The organism is Brevundimonas sp. Root1279, assembly GCF_001425945.1.
Classification (GTDB): domain Bacteria; phylum Pseudomonadota; class Alphaproteobacteria; order Caulobacterales; family Caulobacteraceae; genus Brevundimonas.
Window position 1 is genome coordinate 113,875 of record NZ_LMEB01000004.1, and the last position, 16,490, is coordinate 130,364.

The 16,490-nt window shown below is 69.8% G+C and carries 12 protein-coding genes; 6 read left to right on the forward strand and 6 right to left on the reverse strand.

Annotated elements, in window-relative coordinates; genetic code table 11:
• The first annotated feature begins 38 nt into the window (after positions 1–38).
• Positions 39–2,129 carry a ComEC/Rec2 family competence protein gene (locus ASC65_RS03300; RefSeq protein ID WP_235561380.1) on the forward strand — a complete coding sequence of 697 codons (2,091 nt, stop codon included), beginning with the start codon at positions 39–41 and terminating at the stop codon, positions 2,127–2,129.
• 270 nt (positions 2,130–2,399) lie between these two features.
• On the opposite strand, the gene lexA is transcribed toward ASC65_RS03300, so the two are convergent.
• From lexA to ASC65_RS03320, 4 genes are all read right to left on the reverse strand, one after another.
• Positions 2,400–3,092 (reverse strand): transcriptional repressor LexA, encoded by a 693-nt coding sequence (lexA, locus tag ASC65_RS03305; RefSeq protein ID WP_056449523.1) that lies wholly within the window; start codon positions 3,090–3,092, stop codon positions 2,400–2,402.
• Positions 3,093–3,774: 682 nt separating this feature from the next.
• A complete protein-coding gene (trpC, locus tag ASC65_RS03310; protein ID WP_056449525.1) occupies positions 3,775–4,566 on the reverse strand; it encodes an indole-3-glycerol phosphate synthase TrpC in 792 nt (263 codons plus the stop codon).
• The gene (gene trpD / locus ASC65_RS03315; RefSeq protein WP_056449527.1) at positions 4,563–5,600 is read right to left on the reverse strand and encodes an anthranilate phosphoribosyltransferase; all 1,038 of its coding nucleotides are present in this window, start codon (positions 5,598–5,600) and stop codon (positions 4,563–4,565) included. The genes trpC and trpD overlap by 4 nt, the downstream gene beginning before the upstream one ends.
• A gap of 2 nt (positions 5,601–5,602) precedes the next feature.
• Complete coding sequence (locus tag ASC65_RS03320; protein ID WP_056449529.1) at positions 5,603–6,193, reverse strand: anthranilate synthase component II; 591 nt, start codon at positions 6,191–6,193, stop codon at positions 5,603–5,605.
• 103 nt (positions 6,194–6,296) lie between these two features.
• Here ASC65_RS03320 and ASC65_RS03325 point away from each other — a divergent pair, with 103 nt between their 5' ends.
• Positions 6,297–6,500: a hypothetical protein gene (locus ASC65_RS03325; protein WP_056450414.1), complete on the forward strand. Its 204-nt coding sequence runs from the start codon at positions 6,297–6,299 to the stop codon at positions 6,498–6,500.
• Here ASC65_RS03325 and trpE read toward each other — a convergent pair.
• Both trpE and ASC65_RS03335 read right to left on the reverse strand, forming a co-directional pair.
• A complete protein-coding gene (gene trpE / locus ASC65_RS03330; RefSeq protein WP_056449531.1) occupies positions 6,479–7,990 on the reverse strand; it encodes an anthranilate synthase component I in 1,512 nt (503 codons plus the stop codon). The genes ASC65_RS03325 and trpE overlap by 22 nt on opposite strands.
• Entirely contained in the window at positions 7,987–9,903 is a 1,917-nt protein-coding gene (locus tag ASC65_RS03335; RefSeq protein ID WP_056449533.1) for a peptidylprolyl isomerase, read from the reverse strand. Before ASC65_RS03335 ends, trpE begins: the two co-directional genes overlap by 4 nt.
• Before the next feature lie 138 nt (positions 9,904–10,041).
• Here ASC65_RS03335 and tpiA point away from each other — a divergent pair, with 138 nt between their 5' ends.
• The 4 genes from tpiA (at position 10,042) to ASC65_RS03355 (ending at position 16,213) form a co-directional block, all read left to right on the forward strand.
• Positions 10,042–10,791 (forward strand): triose-phosphate isomerase, encoded by a 750-nt coding sequence (gene tpiA / locus ASC65_RS03340; RefSeq protein WP_056449535.1) that lies wholly within the window; start codon positions 10,042–10,044, stop codon positions 10,789–10,791.
• A gap of 85 nt (positions 10,792–10,876) precedes the next feature.
• The gene (gene secG / locus ASC65_RS03345) at positions 10,877–11,317 is read left to right on the forward strand and encodes a preprotein translocase subunit SecG (protein ID WP_082525849.1); all 441 of its coding nucleotides are present in this window, start codon (positions 10,877–10,879) and stop codon (positions 11,315–11,317) included.
• 146 nt (positions 11,318–11,463) lie between these two features.
• Positions 11,464–13,116: a CTP synthase gene (locus ASC65_RS03350; protein WP_056449538.1), complete on the forward strand. Its 1,653-nt coding sequence runs from the start codon at positions 11,464–11,466 to the stop codon at positions 13,114–13,116.
• Positions 13,117–13,231: 115 nt separating this feature from the next.
• Positions 13,232–16,213 (forward strand): beta strand repeat-containing protein, encoded by a 2,982-nt coding sequence (locus ASC65_RS03355; protein WP_056449540.1) that lies wholly within the window; start codon positions 13,232–13,234, stop codon positions 16,211–16,213.
• Positions 16,214–16,490: the final 277 nt, after the last annotated feature.

Here is a 16,490-nt window from a genome sequence, read left to right on the forward strand (position 1 = left end):
TAGCGCCGGCCTCGGCAAAGCCTAGCGTCAGCGCACGTTTGCGGCCGTTTCTGCGGGACCAGGTCGCCGCCCAGACCCTGCGCTGGCGGTTGTGGGCGCCCGTGGCCTTCGGGGCCGGCTGCGCCGTCTATTTCGGCTTCAAGGTCGAGCCGCCGCTGTGGGCGCTGCTGCTTGCGGCCGTCTTGGCCACGGGGCTGTGGGGCGGGACCCGGCGGCTGGGATGGTCGCGAGCGCGGACCCTGCCGCTGATGCTGCTTGCCTGCCTCGCCCTGGGGATGGCGGCGGCGAAGTTGCGGAGCGACGCTGTTGCGGCGCCGATCGCGCCGACGCTGGCTGAACCGACGGTGATCGAGGCCTGGGTCGTCGATGTCGACAGCCCGGGCTCGGCGGGGCCGCGGGTCATCCTGGCGCCGGTGCGGATCGAAGGGCTGGCGCCGGAGGATACGCCAGTCAGGATCCGCGCCACGGTGCGGGGCGTCGCGCCGGAGCCGGGGCAGGCGATCCGGCTGTTCGCCATCCTCAACCCGCCGCCGGCCCCCGCCGCGCCGGGCGCCTACGACTTCGGGCGCAATGCCTGGTTCCAACGCATGGGCGGGGTGGCTTTCGCGCTCGGGGAGACGCGGCCGGCCTGGCTGGAGCGGGCGCCGTGGCGGCTCCGTGCGGTGATGGCCGTCAACGGGATGCGCTACGACCTGGCCCAGCGGATCGTGGCGCGGCAAGGGGCGCGGGCCGGCGGCGTGGCGGCGGCCATGACCACGGGGCATGAAGCGTGGCTCGATCCGGCCGAGGTCGAGATCATGCGCGACTCCGGCCTGGCCCACATCCTCTCGATCTCGGGCCTGCATATGGCCGTGGTCGGCGGCTTCGCCTTCTTCCTCGCCCGGTTCCTGATCGCGGCGATCCCCTGGCTCGCCCTGCGCGTGCCTGGCAAGAAGGTCGCCGCCTGGGTCGGGCTGATCGCGGTCGGGAGCTATCTGGTCGTGTCCGGCTCGCCGCCGCCGGCGGAGCGGGCCGCGGTCACCGCCTCGATCGCCTTCCTGGCCATCCTGCTCGACCGCCAGGCCATCACCATGCACGCCCTGGCCGTCGCCGCCTTCGTGGTCCTGTTGCTCCAGCCCGAGGCCATCGTCACGCCGGGCTTCCAGATGTCCTTCGCCGCCACGGCCGCCCTGGTCGCCCTGGTCGAGGCCTGGCCGCAGCGACCGCGCGAGATCTCCGCGCCGTGGCCGATCCTCGCCGTCCAGCGGGTCGGCGCCTGGGTCGGGGCGGCGGTGCTGGCCAGCCTGGTGGCGGGGGCGGCGACCGGGCCGTTCGCGCTGCAACATTTCAACCGGACGGCCATGTACGGGCTCGGCGCCAACCTAGCGACGGCCCCGCTGTCGGACTTCCTGATCATGCCGGCGCTGGCGATCGGGGCGGTGCTGGAGCCGCTGGGGCTGGGCGGCCTGTTCCTGTGGCTGGCCGCCAAGGGGATCGAGCTGATGCTGGCCATCGGCGAATGGACCGCAGGTCTGCCCGGCGCAGTGCGGACGGTGGCGAGCGCACCGTCCATCGCCCTGCCGGTCGCCTTCCTGGGCGTGCTGTTCTGCTGCCTGTGGCGCGGGCCGCTGCGCTGGCTGGGGCTGCCGCTGGCGGCGGCGGTGCTGGTCTGGCCGCGCCCGGCGCCGCCCGACGTCTGGATCGGCGACGGCGGGACCCAGACGGCCTATGTCGCGGCGGGGGAGGCGGTCGTGCTGCGCCCCGGCGTGCGCCAGTTCGCCGTCGACGTCTGGTCGCGTCGCCGCGGTCTGGCGGCGGTCGAGCGGCCGGTCGAGGGCTGGACGTGCGAGCGCACGTCGTGCCGGCCCCAGACCGCGGGCCCGCTGGCCCTGTGGTGGGGCGCCCGCGCGCCCTCGGCGGAGGATCTGGATGCGATGTGCCGCAGCGCTTCCGTTGTCAGCGTGCGAGCCGTGGTGGTGAGTCTGCCGGCTTCATGCCGGGCGCGGCTGGTGCTGGACGGGCGCGACTATGCCCAGGGCGGGGCGGTGGAGCTGAGTAGGGACGACGGCGGAGGTTGGCGGGCGCTCTGGACAGCGCAGGTGCGGGGCGAACGGCCGTGGAGCCGCTATGGAAACACCGCTGCCGATTAGGGGCCACCTTGTCATCCCGGACACCGCGCAGCGGTGATCCGGGACGGGGAGGCCCGGACTTGTGGGGGCCCTTCCGGAGATCGCAACACGATCATCCGGAAGAAGGGCGGCTGCTCCATCCAGTCTCCCGGATAGCCGCTGACGCGCCTTCCGGGAGAAGGTTGAGGGTGCGGGAGGCGTCCCCGATCTCCCCGGCTTCGCCGGGGCCGTCGGGGATGACAAGGGCCGGGCTCGTCGGGAACGACAAGCGCCTACTTGGCGATCTCGCCGTCAGTGATAGCGGCGGATGAGGCCGACCAGCTTGCCCTGGACTGCGACCTGATCGGAGCCATAGATCTTGGTCTCGTAGTGTCGGTTGGCCGGCTCGAGGGCGATCGAGGCGCCCTTCTTGCGGAGCCGCTTCAGGGTGGCCTGCTCGCCCTCGACCAGGGCCACGACGATCTCGCCGGACGTGGCGTTGTCGGTCGATTTGATGATCACCAGGTCGCCGTTGAGGATGCCGGCCTCGATCATCGAGTCGCCCTCGATCTCGAGCAGATAGTGGTCGCCCGAGCCGAGCATGGCCTCGGGCACCGGATAGCGGGCGGTTTCGTGCTCGATAGCGTCGATGGGGGTGCCGGCGGCGATCTTGCCCATCAGGGAGAGTTCGCGGGTGTCATTGGCCGCTTCGGCGGCTTTCGCACGGCCGCCGCCCTCGATCACGCCCGGCTTGAAGCCGGCATGGCCGCGCGGCGCGCCGGCGGTGGCCTGCTCCGGCAGTTTGGTGACCTCCAGCGCCCGGGCGCGGTGCGCCAGGCGGCGGATGAAGCCGCGCTCCTCCAGCGCCGTGATCAGCCGGTGGATGCCCGACTTGGACGCCAGGTCGAGCGCCTCCTTCATCTCGTCGAAGGAGGGCGAGACGCCAGTCTCCTGAATCCGCTCGTGAATGAACATGAGCAGTTCGTGCTGTTTGCGGGTGAGCATGGCGACCTCTCGGCGAATCCCGTTGCGAGAAACGTAGCGGAACAAACCGCAAACGTCCACAAGGTGTTCCTGAGGTGTTCCGGTTAAGAGGAGGTTTACGGCGAAGCTGGCACCGGGGTGCCCCGAGTGTAGACGATGAAGGCCGAAGCGACTGCGATGACAGCAGACCTGCCGGTAGGTGAAAAGCCAAAGGCCCTGAGATCGTCGGGTATCACGATTGTGACACTGCTGGCGGTATTGGGAGGAGCGATAGCGGGCCCTGTGAGGGACAGCACGGCTTTCTCCCCGGCCCCATGATTAGGATGGAGCGCGATACGCCATCCGTCTGAAGTTGCGGCAGGCAAAGCCCCACCCCAAATGCCCGCAAGCGGTACGGTTTCGTCAGCTAGCGGACCGACCCCTTTCGCCACTGGACGAGACAGTCCGGGCGGGGCGTGTGGCTCACCAGGCTCGTCGTCTCCCGTCAGCCACTGTCCCAAGGCGCAGTCAAACACGCCCAATCCGTTCCACGAGTCGATAAGAAGCACATCGCTGGCTTGGCCGAAGCCGCAGTGCCGCAAGCCGCCGATGCCGAAACTGCCGACGAAGGCCCAAGGGGTCGGTAAGGGCACGCTGTGGGATACGAAGGGGTGTTGGAGATTGTTGGGATTCATCCAATCCTCCGGTGTGAAGCGTCGAAGCCCTACCCCAGCAACGCCCGCGTCGCCGCTTCCACGTCGTCCTGCCGCATCAGGCTCTCGCCGACGAGGATCGCCTGCGCGTGCGCCTCGGCCACGCGCTCGACGTCGTCGGCGGTGAAGATGCCGCTCTCGGCGACCAGCAGGGCGCGGACCGGGCTCAGCATGGACAGGCGCTCGGTCGTGTCGAGGTCGACCTCGAAGGTGCGCAGGGAACGGTTGTTCACGCCGACCAGATCGCCGCCCAGCTCACAGGCGCGGGCCATCTCGGCCTCGTCGTGGGTCTCGATCAGGGCGTCCATGCCGAAGCGCTCGGCCTCGGCCAGCAGTTCGGCGGCCAGCCGGTCGTCGATCATGGCGAGGATGATCAGGATGCAGTCGGCGCCGAGCGCGCGGCTCTCGGCCACCTGCCAGGGGTCGACGAGGAAGTCCTTGCGCAGGCAGGGCAGGCGGGTCGCGTCGCGCGCCGCGGCCAGGAATGCGTCGTCGCCCTGGAAGCTCGGCGCGTCGGTCAGCACCGACAGGCAGGCGGCGCCGCCGCGCTCATAGGCCCTGGCGAGGGCCGGCGGGTCGAAGTCTTGGCGGATCAGGCCCTTGGACGGGCTGGCCTTCTTGATCTCGGCGATCAGCGCCGGACGGCCTGACAGCTCGAAACGGTCTTCGAGGGCGGCGCGGAAGCCGCGCGGCGGAGAGGCCTCGCGGGCGCGGGCCTCGACGGCGTCCTGCGACAGGGCGGCCTTGCGGGCGGCCACATCTTCACGCTTGTAGGCGGCGATCCGTTCCAGCACGTCGGTCACTGGGCGTCTTCCTCCTCGATCGGGGCGTTGGAGGCCTCGACCAGTTCGGCCAGGGCCTTGGCGGCGCGTCCGTCGTCGATGACGGCGGCGGCCTGGGCGGCGCCCTCGGCCAGGTCGGCGGCCTTGTCGGCCACCACCAGGGCGGCGGCGGCGTTCAGCAGCACCACCTCGCGATACGGGCCGGTTTCGCCCGCCAGCAGGGCGCGCAGGGCCGCGGCGTTCTCCTCGGCGTCGCCGCCGCGGATGTCCTCGATGGAGGCGCGCGGCAGGCCGGCGTCCTCTGGCGTGACGGTGAAACGGCGCACCGCGCCGTCCCTCCACTCCGCCACCTCGGTCTCGCCCGTCGTGGTCAGCTCGTCGAGACCCTGGCCGTGGACGGTCCAGGCCCGCTCGGCGCCGAGCCGGCCCAGCACCTCGGCCAGAGGCTCGAGCAGGCGCGGATCATAGACGCCCATCACCTGCCGCTTGGCGCCGGCCGGGTTCGACAACGGCCCGAGCAGGTTGAACACCGTGCGGAAGCCGATCTCGGCCCGCACCGGTCCGACGTGACGCATGGCCCCGTGGTAGGTCGGGGCGAACAGGAAGGCGATGCCGGCCCGGTCCAGCGAGCGGTGCTGCTGCTTCGGGGTGGCGGCCAGATTGACGCCCAGCGCGGCCAGCACGTCGGACGAGCCGGACTTGGAGCTCAGCGCCCGGTTGCCGTGCTTGGCCACCTTCAGCCCGGCGCCGGCCAGCACCAGGGCCGCGGCGGTGGAGATGTTGTAGGTGTGCTGCCCGTCGCCGCCGGTGCCGCAGGTGTCGATGACGTCCCACGGATGGTCGAGCGACAGCGCGGCCTCGCGCATGGCGGTCGCGAAGGCGGCGATCTCGCCGACCGTCTCGCCGCGGATGCGCAGGGCGGTGACCGCCGCCGCGACCTGGGCGGGGGTCGGCTCGCCGCGCAGGCAGGCGGCGAAGAAGGCGTGCGCCTCCTGGTCCGACAGCACGCGGCCGTCGACCAGCTTGGCCAGCAGGGGCTTGAAACCGTCGGACACGCTCAGACCATCGCCCGGCGCTTGACGCCTGCCAAATCAAGGAAGTTGGCCAGCAGGTCATGGCCGTGTTCGGTGGCGATCGATTCGGGGTGGAACTGCACCCCGTGGATCGGCCGGGTCTTGTGGGCCAGGCCCATGATCTCGCCGTCGGCGGTCCAGGCGGTGACCTCCAGCACGTCCGGCAGGGTCTCCCGCTTGACGGCCAGCGAATGGTAGCGCGTCGCCGTAAAGGGCGAGGGCAGGCCGCGGAACACGCTCTTGCCCTCGTGCAGCATGGGCGAGGTCTTGCCGTGCATCAGGGTCTTGGCTCGGATCACGTCGCCGCCGAAGGCCTGGCCCATGGCCTGGTGGCCCAGGCAGACGCCGAAGATCGGCATCTCCAGCGGCGCGGTGTCGAGCAGGGCCAGGCAGATGCCGGCCTCGTTCGGCGTGCACGGCCCCGGGGACAGCAGCACGGCCTCGGGCTTCAGCGCCCAGGCCTCGGCCGCGGTCAGGTCGTCGTTGCGCACCACGTGCGTCTCCGCGCCCAGCTCCGCGAGGTAGTGGACGAGGTTGTAGGTGAAGCTGTCGTAGTTATCGACGACGAGGATCATGGCTCTGGTTCTTAGGGGGTGGGGGCCGTCGCGCCAACAGCCGGGATGTGTAAGTGTCCGTTAACCATGATCGGTCGAAGTGACGCGGCAACAGGGGGCGGCGATGATTGACGAGCGAATCGAACAGGCCCGCCTGCTGCTGGTCGCGCCCGAGGTCCGCCACAGCCCGTGGCTGACGCTGGGCGCGGCCGGGCTGGCCGCTGCAGGGGCGCTGTTGATGGCCGGGGTGTTCGTGCTGGGCCCCGGCGTCCGATTCGAGGACCCGGCGTACATGCAAGGGTCCGGTTACCTGTTGCCGAACGGATAGCGCCAGGCGTCCGCAGCCGCGCGCATCGGGGCGCGGGCCTTGGCCTGGGTCTCGGCGTATTCGGCCGCCGGATCGCTGTCGGCGACGACGCCGGCGCCCGCCTGCACATGGATCTGGCCGTCGGCGAACAGGGCGGTGCGCAGGACGATGCAGATGTCCGCCTCGCCGCCCGCCGAGATGTAGCCCACGCCGCCGCCGTAGCCGGCGCCGCGCTTGACCGATTCCAGCTCGTCGATGATCTCCATGGCCCGCACCTTGGGCGCTCCTGACAGGGTGCCGGCGGGCAGGGCGGCCAGCAGGGTGTCGACGGCGTCCAGCTTGGGATCGGCCTGGCCCTGCACGTCCGAGACGATGTGCATGACCGAGCTGTAGCGCTCGACCTTGAAGCTCTCGGTGACCTCGACCGTGCCCGGCGCCGACACCCGGCCGACGTCGTTGCGACCCAGATCCAGCAGCATGAGGTGTTCGGCCCGCTCCTTCGGATCGGCCAGCAGCTCGGCCTCCAGCGCGCGGTCGGCCTCGGGCGTCTCGCCGCGCGGACGGGTGCCGGCCAGCGGACGGATGGTGACGCGTCCGTCCTTGAGCCGGACCAGGATCTCCGGGCTCGAACCGGCGAGTTGGAAGTCGCCGAAGTCGAGGAAGAACAGATAGGGCGACGGGTTCTGCCGCCGCAGCGAGCGGTAGAAGGCGAACGGGTCATCGCCCCAGGGCGCGGCGAAGCGGTGGCTCAGCACGACCTGGAAGATGTCGCCGGCGGCGATGTAATCCTTGGCGCGGGCGACCATGGCCGCGAAGCCGGCCTCGTCGACGGGCGACACGAACTCCGGCGCCGCCTGTTCGACGGCGACGGGCAAGGCCGGCAGCGATACGCGCAGCTCGGCCTCGAAGACGTCCAGGCGCGCCAGGGCGGCGGCGTGCGCTTCCTCGGCAGACTGTCCGCCGTCGGGATAGGCGGCGGAAACCAGCACGATCTCGTGGCGCACCGAATCGAAGATGGCGACCAGGGTCGGCCGGGTCAGCACCGCGTCGGGCAGGTCCAGGGGATCCGGATTGGACTCGCCCAGCGGCTCCAGCAGCCGGACCATGTCGTAGCCGAACACCCCAAACAGGCCCGCGGCCATCGGCGGCAGGTCGTCGGGCAGGTCGAAGCGAGACGCCGCCATCAGACGCCGCAGCGAGGCGAGGGGATCGCCCGGCTCGGGCTGGAAGGTGTCGGTGGAGATGGCCTCGCCGCGGGCCAGCTCGGCCAGGCCGTCGCGGCAGCGCCAGACGGCGTCCGGCTCGCGGGTGATGATCGAATAGCGGCCGTTGACGGCGCCGCCCTCGACCGATTCCAGCAGGAAGGCGTGACGTCGGCCGTGCCCGACCTTCAGGAAGGCCGAGACCGGCGTCTCCAGATCGTCCACCAGGCGGCGGACGAGGACCTGCGGGCGACCCTGAGCCCAGCCCGCGGCGAAGCCGGGCGCGATTGGGCCGCCCGCTGGACTCATTTCTTCTTGGCCGGGGCGGCCGGCGTCTCCGCCGGGGCCACGCCGAGCGCCTGGCGGGCGACCGCTTCGTTGTAGGAGGCGTTGCTGCGCACGGCGCCGGCCTGGATGGCCGTCTGGAAGAAGGCCTGACCGGTCTGCGGGCCGAAGCGGGCCTGCCACTGGCGGGCTTCGTCGGCGGCCACAGCCGGGGTCGGGGCGATGATGCCCGTGACGCGGCCGATGGCGATGCCGTCGTTGCCTTGCGGACGCGAGAACGGCTGGCCGCGCTCCGCCGAGAACAGGCCGACCAGGACGCCTTGGCCGAGCTCGGCGACGGCTTCCTCGCTCTGCTGCACGCCGGCGCGGGTGATGACGGTGGCCCCGACCGAGGCGGCGACCGTGTTGATGTCCTCGCCGCGGCGCAGGCGGCCGACCAGCTCGTCGGTCTTGGCGCTGAGCAGGCGGGCGTTCTCGCGGGCGGTCCAGTCGCGGGTGACGGCCTCACGGACATCGTTCAGCGCCGGCATGGCCGCGGGGGTGATGTCGTCGACGCGAACCACGAAATACTGGCCGTCTCCGGCGGAGATCACCTCGCTCGCGCGGCCTTCGGTCAGCTTCCACATGGCTTCCAGGATGTTGGCCGGGGCGTTGATCTGCTGGCGCTGGGGATTGCGGCCTTCGCGGCTGATCGGGCTGATCGGCACGACCTGGGCGCCGACCTGGCGCACGGCCTCGTCGACCGACTTGCCTTCGCGGCGGGCGGCTTCATAGGCCTCGACCCGGCGCGCGATGGCGCCGCGCATTTCCTGGCCGCGGAGTTCCTGGATGACCTGTTCACGAACGTCGGACAGCGCAGCCTCGCGCCCGGGGGTGATCGACGAGACCGCCGCGACGACATAGCCGACCCGGGCCTGGACCGGCGCGGTGACTTCGCCCGAGGCGGCGCCGAACACGGCGGCGGCGACGGCAGGATCGCTGATGGCGCTGCGCGGCGTGTCGGTGAACGGCGCCGGCTGGAGGTTGTTGGCCGAAGCCACGGCCTCGGGGGCCTGGCCCGCACGGAGCGCGGCGGCGATACGGTCCGCGGTGGCCTTGTTCGGAGCCGTGAGGGTGACGAACGAGCGGCGCTCCGGCACGGACAGGGCGTCCTTGCGGAAGTCGAAGCGGGCCTGGATCTTCTCTTCGCTGATCGGAAGATTGGCGTCGGCCGGGTTGTGGAACAGCACCAGGGCGCCGCTGCGGAACTCGGGGTTGGACCAGCGGTCACGGTTCTGCGTCATCAAGGTCTGCAGTTGCGCGTCCGTGGGGGCCGGGGCGGCGCCGGCCATCGATTGGTTCAGCACGAACCAGCTGCCGTCGCGGACCTGCTTGGTCTGGTTGGCGACGATGGCGCCGTAGATGCGCGGCAGGCGGGCGCCGGCGTTCAGGCCGGTGCCGAAGTGGATCTGGCTGAATTGGTCACGCGAGCGTTCGATGACGGTCGCCGGGGTCAGGTTGACCTCGCGCAGCTTCGACTCGAACGCCGTCTGGCTGAACTGGCCGGTGAGCGGATCGAAGAAGGCCTGCTCCTTGCGCAGCTCGCGCCACACCAGTTCCTTCGACGGACGCAGGCCGGCGTTCCAGGCCCAGGCGAAGAAGCCGAGCTCGTTCTTGCGGCCTTCCAGATAGCCGGGCAGGCCGCCGTCGGCGATCATCTCTTCAAAGGTGACCGGGCGGCCCTGCTGTTGCTGCTGCTGCTCGCGCAGTTGGTCCAGCTCCGCGCGGAACTCCTGCGGCGACAGGCTGCGGTCGCCGGCCTTTATCACCGTCGGCGGCTGCAGGCTGCCCAGGATATCGACCTGGCTGCCGCCGGTCACCAGCAGGCCGATGGCCACCAGAACCAGCAGGCCGACGGCCCATTTGGACTTCGCGAAGTTGCGGAAGACGGAGATCATGGAGTCGGTCCTGGCGGATGCGCGCGACGGGTGTTGCTTCGGCCTATAGGGGGTGACTGGCCCGCACGGCAAGACGATGGCGAAGCGGCGACCGCAGAACGGCTTGGCTTGGGCCGTCCGGACGCCTAGAGAGGCGACATGAAACAATCCGTGAAGTTGATCGCCGGCAACTGGAAAATGAACGGTCTCGCGGCCTCGTTGGGCGAGGTCGAGACGCTGCGGGAGGCCCTCGCGGCGGAGCCCGCCGCCTGCCGCGTCGCCCTGTGCCCGCCCGCCACCCTGGTGCACCGACTTGCCGGGGCCGTAGCAGGCGGCGGCATCGAGGTCGGCGGTCAGGATTGCCGCGCCGAGGCGAGCGGCGCCTACACCGGCGGCGTCTCGGCCGAGATGCTGAAGGACGCCGGCGCGACCCTGGTGATCCTGGGCCACTCGGAACGCCGCCAGGAGTTCGGCGAATCCGATCTGCTGGTTTCGTCAAAGGCCGAGGCCGCCCTGCGCGCCGGCCTCTCGCCGATCGTCTGCGTCGGCGAGACCCTGGCCCAGCGCGAGGCGGGGGAGGCGGTCGAGGTGGTGCGGCGCCAGGTGATGAACTCGCTGCCGCTGGCCCTGGCCGGGCAGGCCTTCGCCGTCGCCTATGAACCGGTCTGGGCGATCGGCACCGGCCTGACGCCGACTCTGGAGCAGATCGAGGAGGTCCACCGGGCGGTGCGCGCCGCCATGATCGAGCGTCTCGGCCTGGCCAGCGCGGCGGCCCCCATCCTCTACGGCGGCTCGGTCAAGCCGGAGAACGCCCGCGACATCCTGGCGGTGCCCGAAGTCGGCGGCGCCCTGGTCGGCGGCGCTTCGCTGAAAGCGGCGGACTTCCTGGGGATCATCCGCGGCGCCTAGGCCGTCCGCGGGGTTTGCCCCGGCTCGACATCAATGTTAGACGCCGCCGCTTGATCGGCGCCTTCGCGCACACATATCGGCTGTCATGCTCCAGACCATCCTCCTCGTCGTCATGATCCTCATTTCGATCGCGCTTGCGGGCGTGATCCTGATCCAGCGCTCCGAAGGCGGCGCTCTGGGCATGGGCGGAGGCCCGTCGGGCTTCATGACCGCGCGCGGCGCAGGCAACCTGCTGACCCGGACGACCTGGATCCTGGCGACCCTGTTCTTCATCTGCGCGATCGGCCTGACCATCACCGGCAACATCAGCCGCTCGAGCCAGTCGGTCGTCGACGCTGAAGCCATGGGCGAGCTGGCGGGCACGCTTCCGGCGACCCGCACCGACGTCCCGACGCAGCAGGCGCCGGCCGAAGGCCCGGCCGCTTCGACCGGCCCGTCGCTGGAAGATTTCCAGGCTTCGATGAGCGGTTCGCAGTCGGCCCCGGCCGCCCAGCCCGCTCCGGCCCAACCGGCTCCGGCCGAATAAGGATGGGCGGGGACTTCACCCCCGCCTTCCTCTCCCGCCCTAAAAGTCTCCAGAGTTTCCGGTCGCGCCCGGCGCGGCCGGTAGTCCCCAATTTTGCTCGATTGCGTGCAATTCAGCAGGCCGAATCGGCGGTAAGGTGAGTCCCCATGCCTCGTTACGTGTTCATCACTGGCGGCGTGGTTTCCTCCTTGGGAAAAGGCCTCGCATCCGCCGCTCTCGGCGCGCTTCTGCAAGCGCGCGGCTACAAGGTTCGCCTTCGTAAGCTCGACCCCTATCTGAACGTCGATCCGGGCACGATGAGCCCGTATCAGCACGGCGAGGTCTTCGTGACCGACGACGGGGCCGAGACCGATCTCGACCTGGGTCACTACGAGCGCTTCACCGGCGTCTCGGCGGCCAAGTCGGACAACATCACCACCGGCCGGATCTATTCGACCATCCTCGAGAAGGAGCGGCGCGGCGACTATCTGGGCGCGACCGTGCAGGTGATCCCCCACGTCACTGACCAGATCAAATCCTTCTGCCTGACCCCGGCCCTGACCGATGACGGCGACGACGTCGACTTCGTCCTGGTCGAGATCGGCGGCACTGTCGGCGACATCGAGGGCCTGCCGTTCTTCGAGGCCATCCGCCAACTGGGCCAGGACCTGCCGCGCGGCCAGTCGTGCTTCGTGCACCTGACCCTGCTGCCGTACATCAAGACCGCCGGCGAGATGAAGACCAAGCCGACGCAGCACTCCGTCAAGGAGCTGCGCTCGATCGGCATCCAGCCCGACATCCTGCTGTGCCGCTGCGAGTTCCCGATCCCGCCCGAGGAAAAGCGGAAGATCGGCCTGTTCTGCAATGTCCGCGAAAGCGGCGTCATCCAGGCGATGGATTCCAACGACATCTACGCCGTGCCGCTGGACTATCACCGCGAGGGCCTCGACGCCGAGGTGCTCGCCCACTTCGGCATCAGCGACGCCCCGGCGCCGGACCTGACCATGTGGCAGGAGATCGCCCGCCGCCGGCTGCAGCCGGACGGCGAAGTCAGCGTGGCCGTGGTCGGCAAGTACACGGTCCTCAAGGACGCCTACAAATCGCTCATCGAGGCGTTGCACCACGGCGGCGTGGCCAACAACGTCAAGGTCAACATCGACTGGGTCGAGGCGGAGACCTTCGAGGGCGATCGCGACGCCTGTTCTGCGCGCCTGCAGGGCGCCCATGCCATCCTGGTCCCGGGCGGCTTCGGCGAGCGCGGCTCGGAGGGCAAGATCGAGGCGGCCCGTTTCGCCCGCGAGAACGCCATTCCGTATTTCGGCATCTGTTTCGGCATGCAGATGGCCGTGATCGAGGCGGCCCGGAACCTGGCCGGCTATCCCAAGGCCTCGTCGACCGAGTTCGGCCCGACGTCCGAGCCGGTCGTCGGCCTGATGACCGAATGGACCCAGGGCAACCAGCGCGTGTTGCGCCAGCAGGGCGGCGATCTGGGCGGCACCATGCGCCTGGGCGCCTATGAGTCGACGCTCAAGCCGGGCTCCAAGATCGCCGAAATGTACGGCTCGACCACGATCAGCGAGCGCCACCGCCACCGCTACGAGGTCAACATCAACTACCGCGAGGCCATCGAGGCCAAGGCCGGTCTGGTGTTCGCGGGTCTGTCGCCCGATGGCGTCCTTCCCGAGACGGTCGAGCGGGAGGACCATCCGTGGTTCATCGGGGTGCAGTATCACCCCGAGTTGAAGAGCCGCCCGTTCGCCCCGCATCCCCTGTTCGCCGGCTTCATCGAGGCGGCCGTGGTTCAGAGCCGCCTGGTCTGATCCCAGAACGGCACAGTCGCGCTTGGAACCATACAGGTTCGGGTGTTCTATCTCTGCGTGAGACGGGGGCGCGCTCATGGGGCGGAACCCTCGCGTACATAGCGAAGGGCCGACCATGCCGACTTTCACCGGAAGCACTGCGTCTGAGACCATCAACGGCTCAGCGACGGATGACGTCATTGACGGCCGCGGCGGCAGCGACACCCTGAACGGCCTCGACGGAGCGGACGTCTTCCAGCACCGCACCGGCGACGGCGGCTGGGCTCCGAACAATTTTCCGAACTACACTGGCAATGCAGTGCTCGACGGCGGTCTGGGTGGCGACCAGTTCCAGCTGTTCGGCGGCTTCCTCACGCTGTTCGACCACTACTTTTACGGCGACCCGACCTTCGAGGGTTGGACCTATCTGACGCCCGTGCCCTACACGATCGAGGCCGGGGCGGGCGGTGACGCGGTCTTCACCTCCGGGACCCGGCTGTTCGACAGCCGAGACGGGTCCGAGAGCTTCAACCTCTCGACGGCGACCCTGCGAGGGATCGAGACGCTCTCGCTGCGCTTCACCGAGAACCCGTTCGTTCCCGAGCCCTTCTACGTCCTCAGCGGCAACGGCTACTACCACTTCAGCGCGGACGACGTGGTCGTGATCGGCGACCTCAGCGGCACCTCGATCACCGGCCTGATCGACTTCGACGGCGGCACGGGCAACGACAGCCTCGACGCCCGGGCCGTGTCCAACACCATCTTGGCCTACGGGGGGATCGGCTCGGATCGGCTGCAGGCCGGTTCCGCCGACGACCAGATCTTCGGCGAGGACGGCGGCGACTATCTGATCGGCGGTGCGGGCGCCAACCTGCTCGACGGCGGCGCAGATTCCGACACCGCCGATTATTCGGCCGCGACCCAGGCGGTGATCATCGACCTCAACGACGGGGTGGTGACCAACAACGGCTACGGCCTGGTCGACACCCTGGTCTCGATCGAGAACCTGGTCGGCGGCGCCTTCAACGACGTGCTGATCGGGGAGGCCTCGAACAACCAGATCTGGGGCGGGCTCGGCTCCGACTACCTGATCGGCCTGGCCGGTGACGATATCCTGCAAGGCGGAGCAGGGGCCTCGAACACCCTTCAGGGCGGGCTGGGCGATGACACCTACGTCGTCGACGCTAACGACACCCTGATCGAGGCGGTCGGCGAGGGCACGGACACCGTGCGCACCTCACTGGGCACCTATCGGCTGAAGGCCAATTTCGAGGATCTTGAATACACCGGCACGGGCGCCTTCAACGGGCTCGGCAACGCCGCCGACAACAACATCGCCGGCGGGACCGGCGCCGACAGCCTGTTCGGCTATGAGGGCAATGACATCCTGCGGGGCGGCTCCGGCGCGGCCAACACGCTGATCGGGGGCCTGGGCGACGACCTCTACGTCAGCCGTGCGGCCGGCGACTCCCTGATGGAGAACGTGGGCGAGGGCCACGACACGGTCGACACCAACCAGCTCGTCTATGTCCTGAAGGCCAATTTCGAGGACCTGATCTTCTCCGTCTCCGGCCCTGCCTTCGGAACCGGCAACGCCGCGGGCAACCTGATTCAGGGCGCTAACGGCGCCGACATCCTCTGGGGCCTGGGCGGCAATGACGTCCTGCGCGGCATGAACGGTGACGACGTCATGCGCGGCGGGGCCGGCAATGACCAGATGGACGCCGGCGCCGGCGCCAACGACACGGTCGAATACGTGACCGCCGCCGGCGGGGTCTCGGTCAACCTCCAGGCCGGCGTCGCCGCCAATGACGGCGACGGCGGCGCGGACACTTTGATCGGTTTCGAACACGCGGTCGGCTCGGCCTTCAACGACACCCTGGTCGGATCGGCGGCGATCAACCGGCTGAGCGGCGGCCTGGGAGCGGACACGCTCGTCGGTCTTGGCGGCAATGACATCCTGGAAGGCGGTACCGGGGCGGCCAACACCCTGATCGGCGGCATCGGCGACGACCTCTACCGGGTCTCCGCGGTCGGCGACACGGTCGTCGAGAACGCGGGCGAGGGTCACGATACGGTCGAGGCCACCGTCAATGTCACCCTACGGGCCGAGATAGAGGACCTGCGCTTCGTCGGGACCGGCGCCTTCGCCGGCACGGGCAACGCCTCGAACAACCACATCTGGGGCGGCGCCGGGGCCGACATCCTCACCGGCATGGCCGGGGACGACATCCTGGAGGGCGGCGACGGGCCCGACACCTTCCGCGGCGGCGCTGGCAATGACCGCTTCGTCGGCGGCGGCACCGGCGGCGACACCGCCGACTACAGCCTGGCCGGCTCGGCCGTGCGGGTCGAACTGTTCAAGACCCAGGTGCTGACCGACGGCGACGGCGGCGTGGACACCCTGGTCAGCATCGAGAACGCCACCGGGTCCAACTTCGACGACGTCCTGGCCGGCAATGACGGCGACAACGTTCTCAGCGGCGGCCTCGGTCGGGACTCGCTGATCGGTTACGTCGGCAACGACACCCTGATCGGCGGCGCTGGCGTGGCCAACGTCCTGCAGGGCGGCTTGGGCGACGACCGCTACATCGTCTCGGCGGTCGGCGACTCCATCTATGAGATCGCCGGCGAGGGGATCGACCTGGTCGAGACCGCCCTGGCCTCGATGACCCTGGCCGCCAATGTCGAGAACCTGATCTACAGCGGGTCCGGAAGCTTTACCGGTACGGGCAACGCCCAGGCCAACAACATTACCGGCGGGGCAGGGGCCGATACCCTGTCAGGCCGCGGCGGAAACGACATCCTCAGCGGCGGCGGCGGCTTCGACACGGTGGTGATGACCGGCCTGCAGTCGGACTACGCCGTCAACGCCGGCGCCGGCTATTGGTCGATCAGCGACAGCGTGGCTGGCCGGGACGGCCTGGATATCCTCTACGGCGTCGAGCGCGTGCGTTTCGCCGATGGGACTGTCGTGGAGCTCGGCGCTCCGGCCCCGGCCCCGGTCGCAATGGCGGCTCTCTTCGCCGAGGACCCGGTTGGTTCGCTCCGCCTGGACGACACACGCCTCACAGGCGACAAACCCCTGATCGATCCCCACCCCTGGGACGGGTTCTGACGGCCGCCTAGACCAGGGGCAGGGTCGGCGAGCGCCGCGCGGATGCGGCGCCGTCGGCCGCGACGGCCTCGAGCGAGGTCTCTCTCGGGCCACGGCCCCATTTGACAACCTTTGTGCCGTCGCTCGGCGCGCTCCGCCGCTCCGTTTGAAGCAGGCTGTGGCGCGGTGTTGCCGCCGAACGAGAGGTGCGCCGTGCGCCGCCAGTCCCGGGTCGATGGTCAAGCCTCCTCGGGTGTTCACCTGATGCGCCGCCGTCTGCAGGAGCAGTAGCTAGCGC

Coding starts and splice junctions, on each gene's coding strand:
- lexA (WP_056449523.1), bottom strand. CDS start 3,092: ATGCTCACCCGCAAACAGCACGAACTGCTCATGTTCATTCACGAGCGG.
- ASC65_RS03320 (WP_056449529.1), bottom strand. CDS start 6,193: ATGATCCTCGTCGTCGATAACTACGACAGCTTCACCTACAACCTCGTC.
- ASC65_RS03325 (WP_056450414.1), top strand. CDS start 6,297: ATGATTGACGAGCGAATCGAACAGGCCCGCCTGCTGCTGGTCGCGCCC.
- trpE (WP_056449531.1), bottom strand. CDS start 7,990: ATGAGTCCAGCGGGCGGCCCAATCGCGCCCGGCTTCGCCGCGGGCTGG.
- ASC65_RS03335 (WP_056449533.1), bottom strand. CDS start 9,903: ATGATCTCCGTCTTCCGCAACTTCGCGAAGTCCAAATGGGCCGTCGGC.
- tpiA (WP_056449535.1), top strand. CDS start 10,042: ATGAAACAATCCGTGAAGTTGATCGCCGGCAACTGGAAAATGAACGGT.
- secG (WP_082525849.1), top strand. CDS start 10,877: ATGCTCCAGACCATCCTCCTCGTCGTCATGATCCTCATTTCGATCGCG.
- ASC65_RS03350 (WP_056449538.1), top strand. CDS start 11,464: ATGCCTCGTTACGTGTTCATCACTGGCGGCGTGGTTTCCTCCTTGGGA.
- ASC65_RS03355 (WP_056449540.1), top strand. CDS start 13,232: ATGCCGACTTTCACCGGAAGCACTGCGTCTGAGACCATCAACGGCTCA.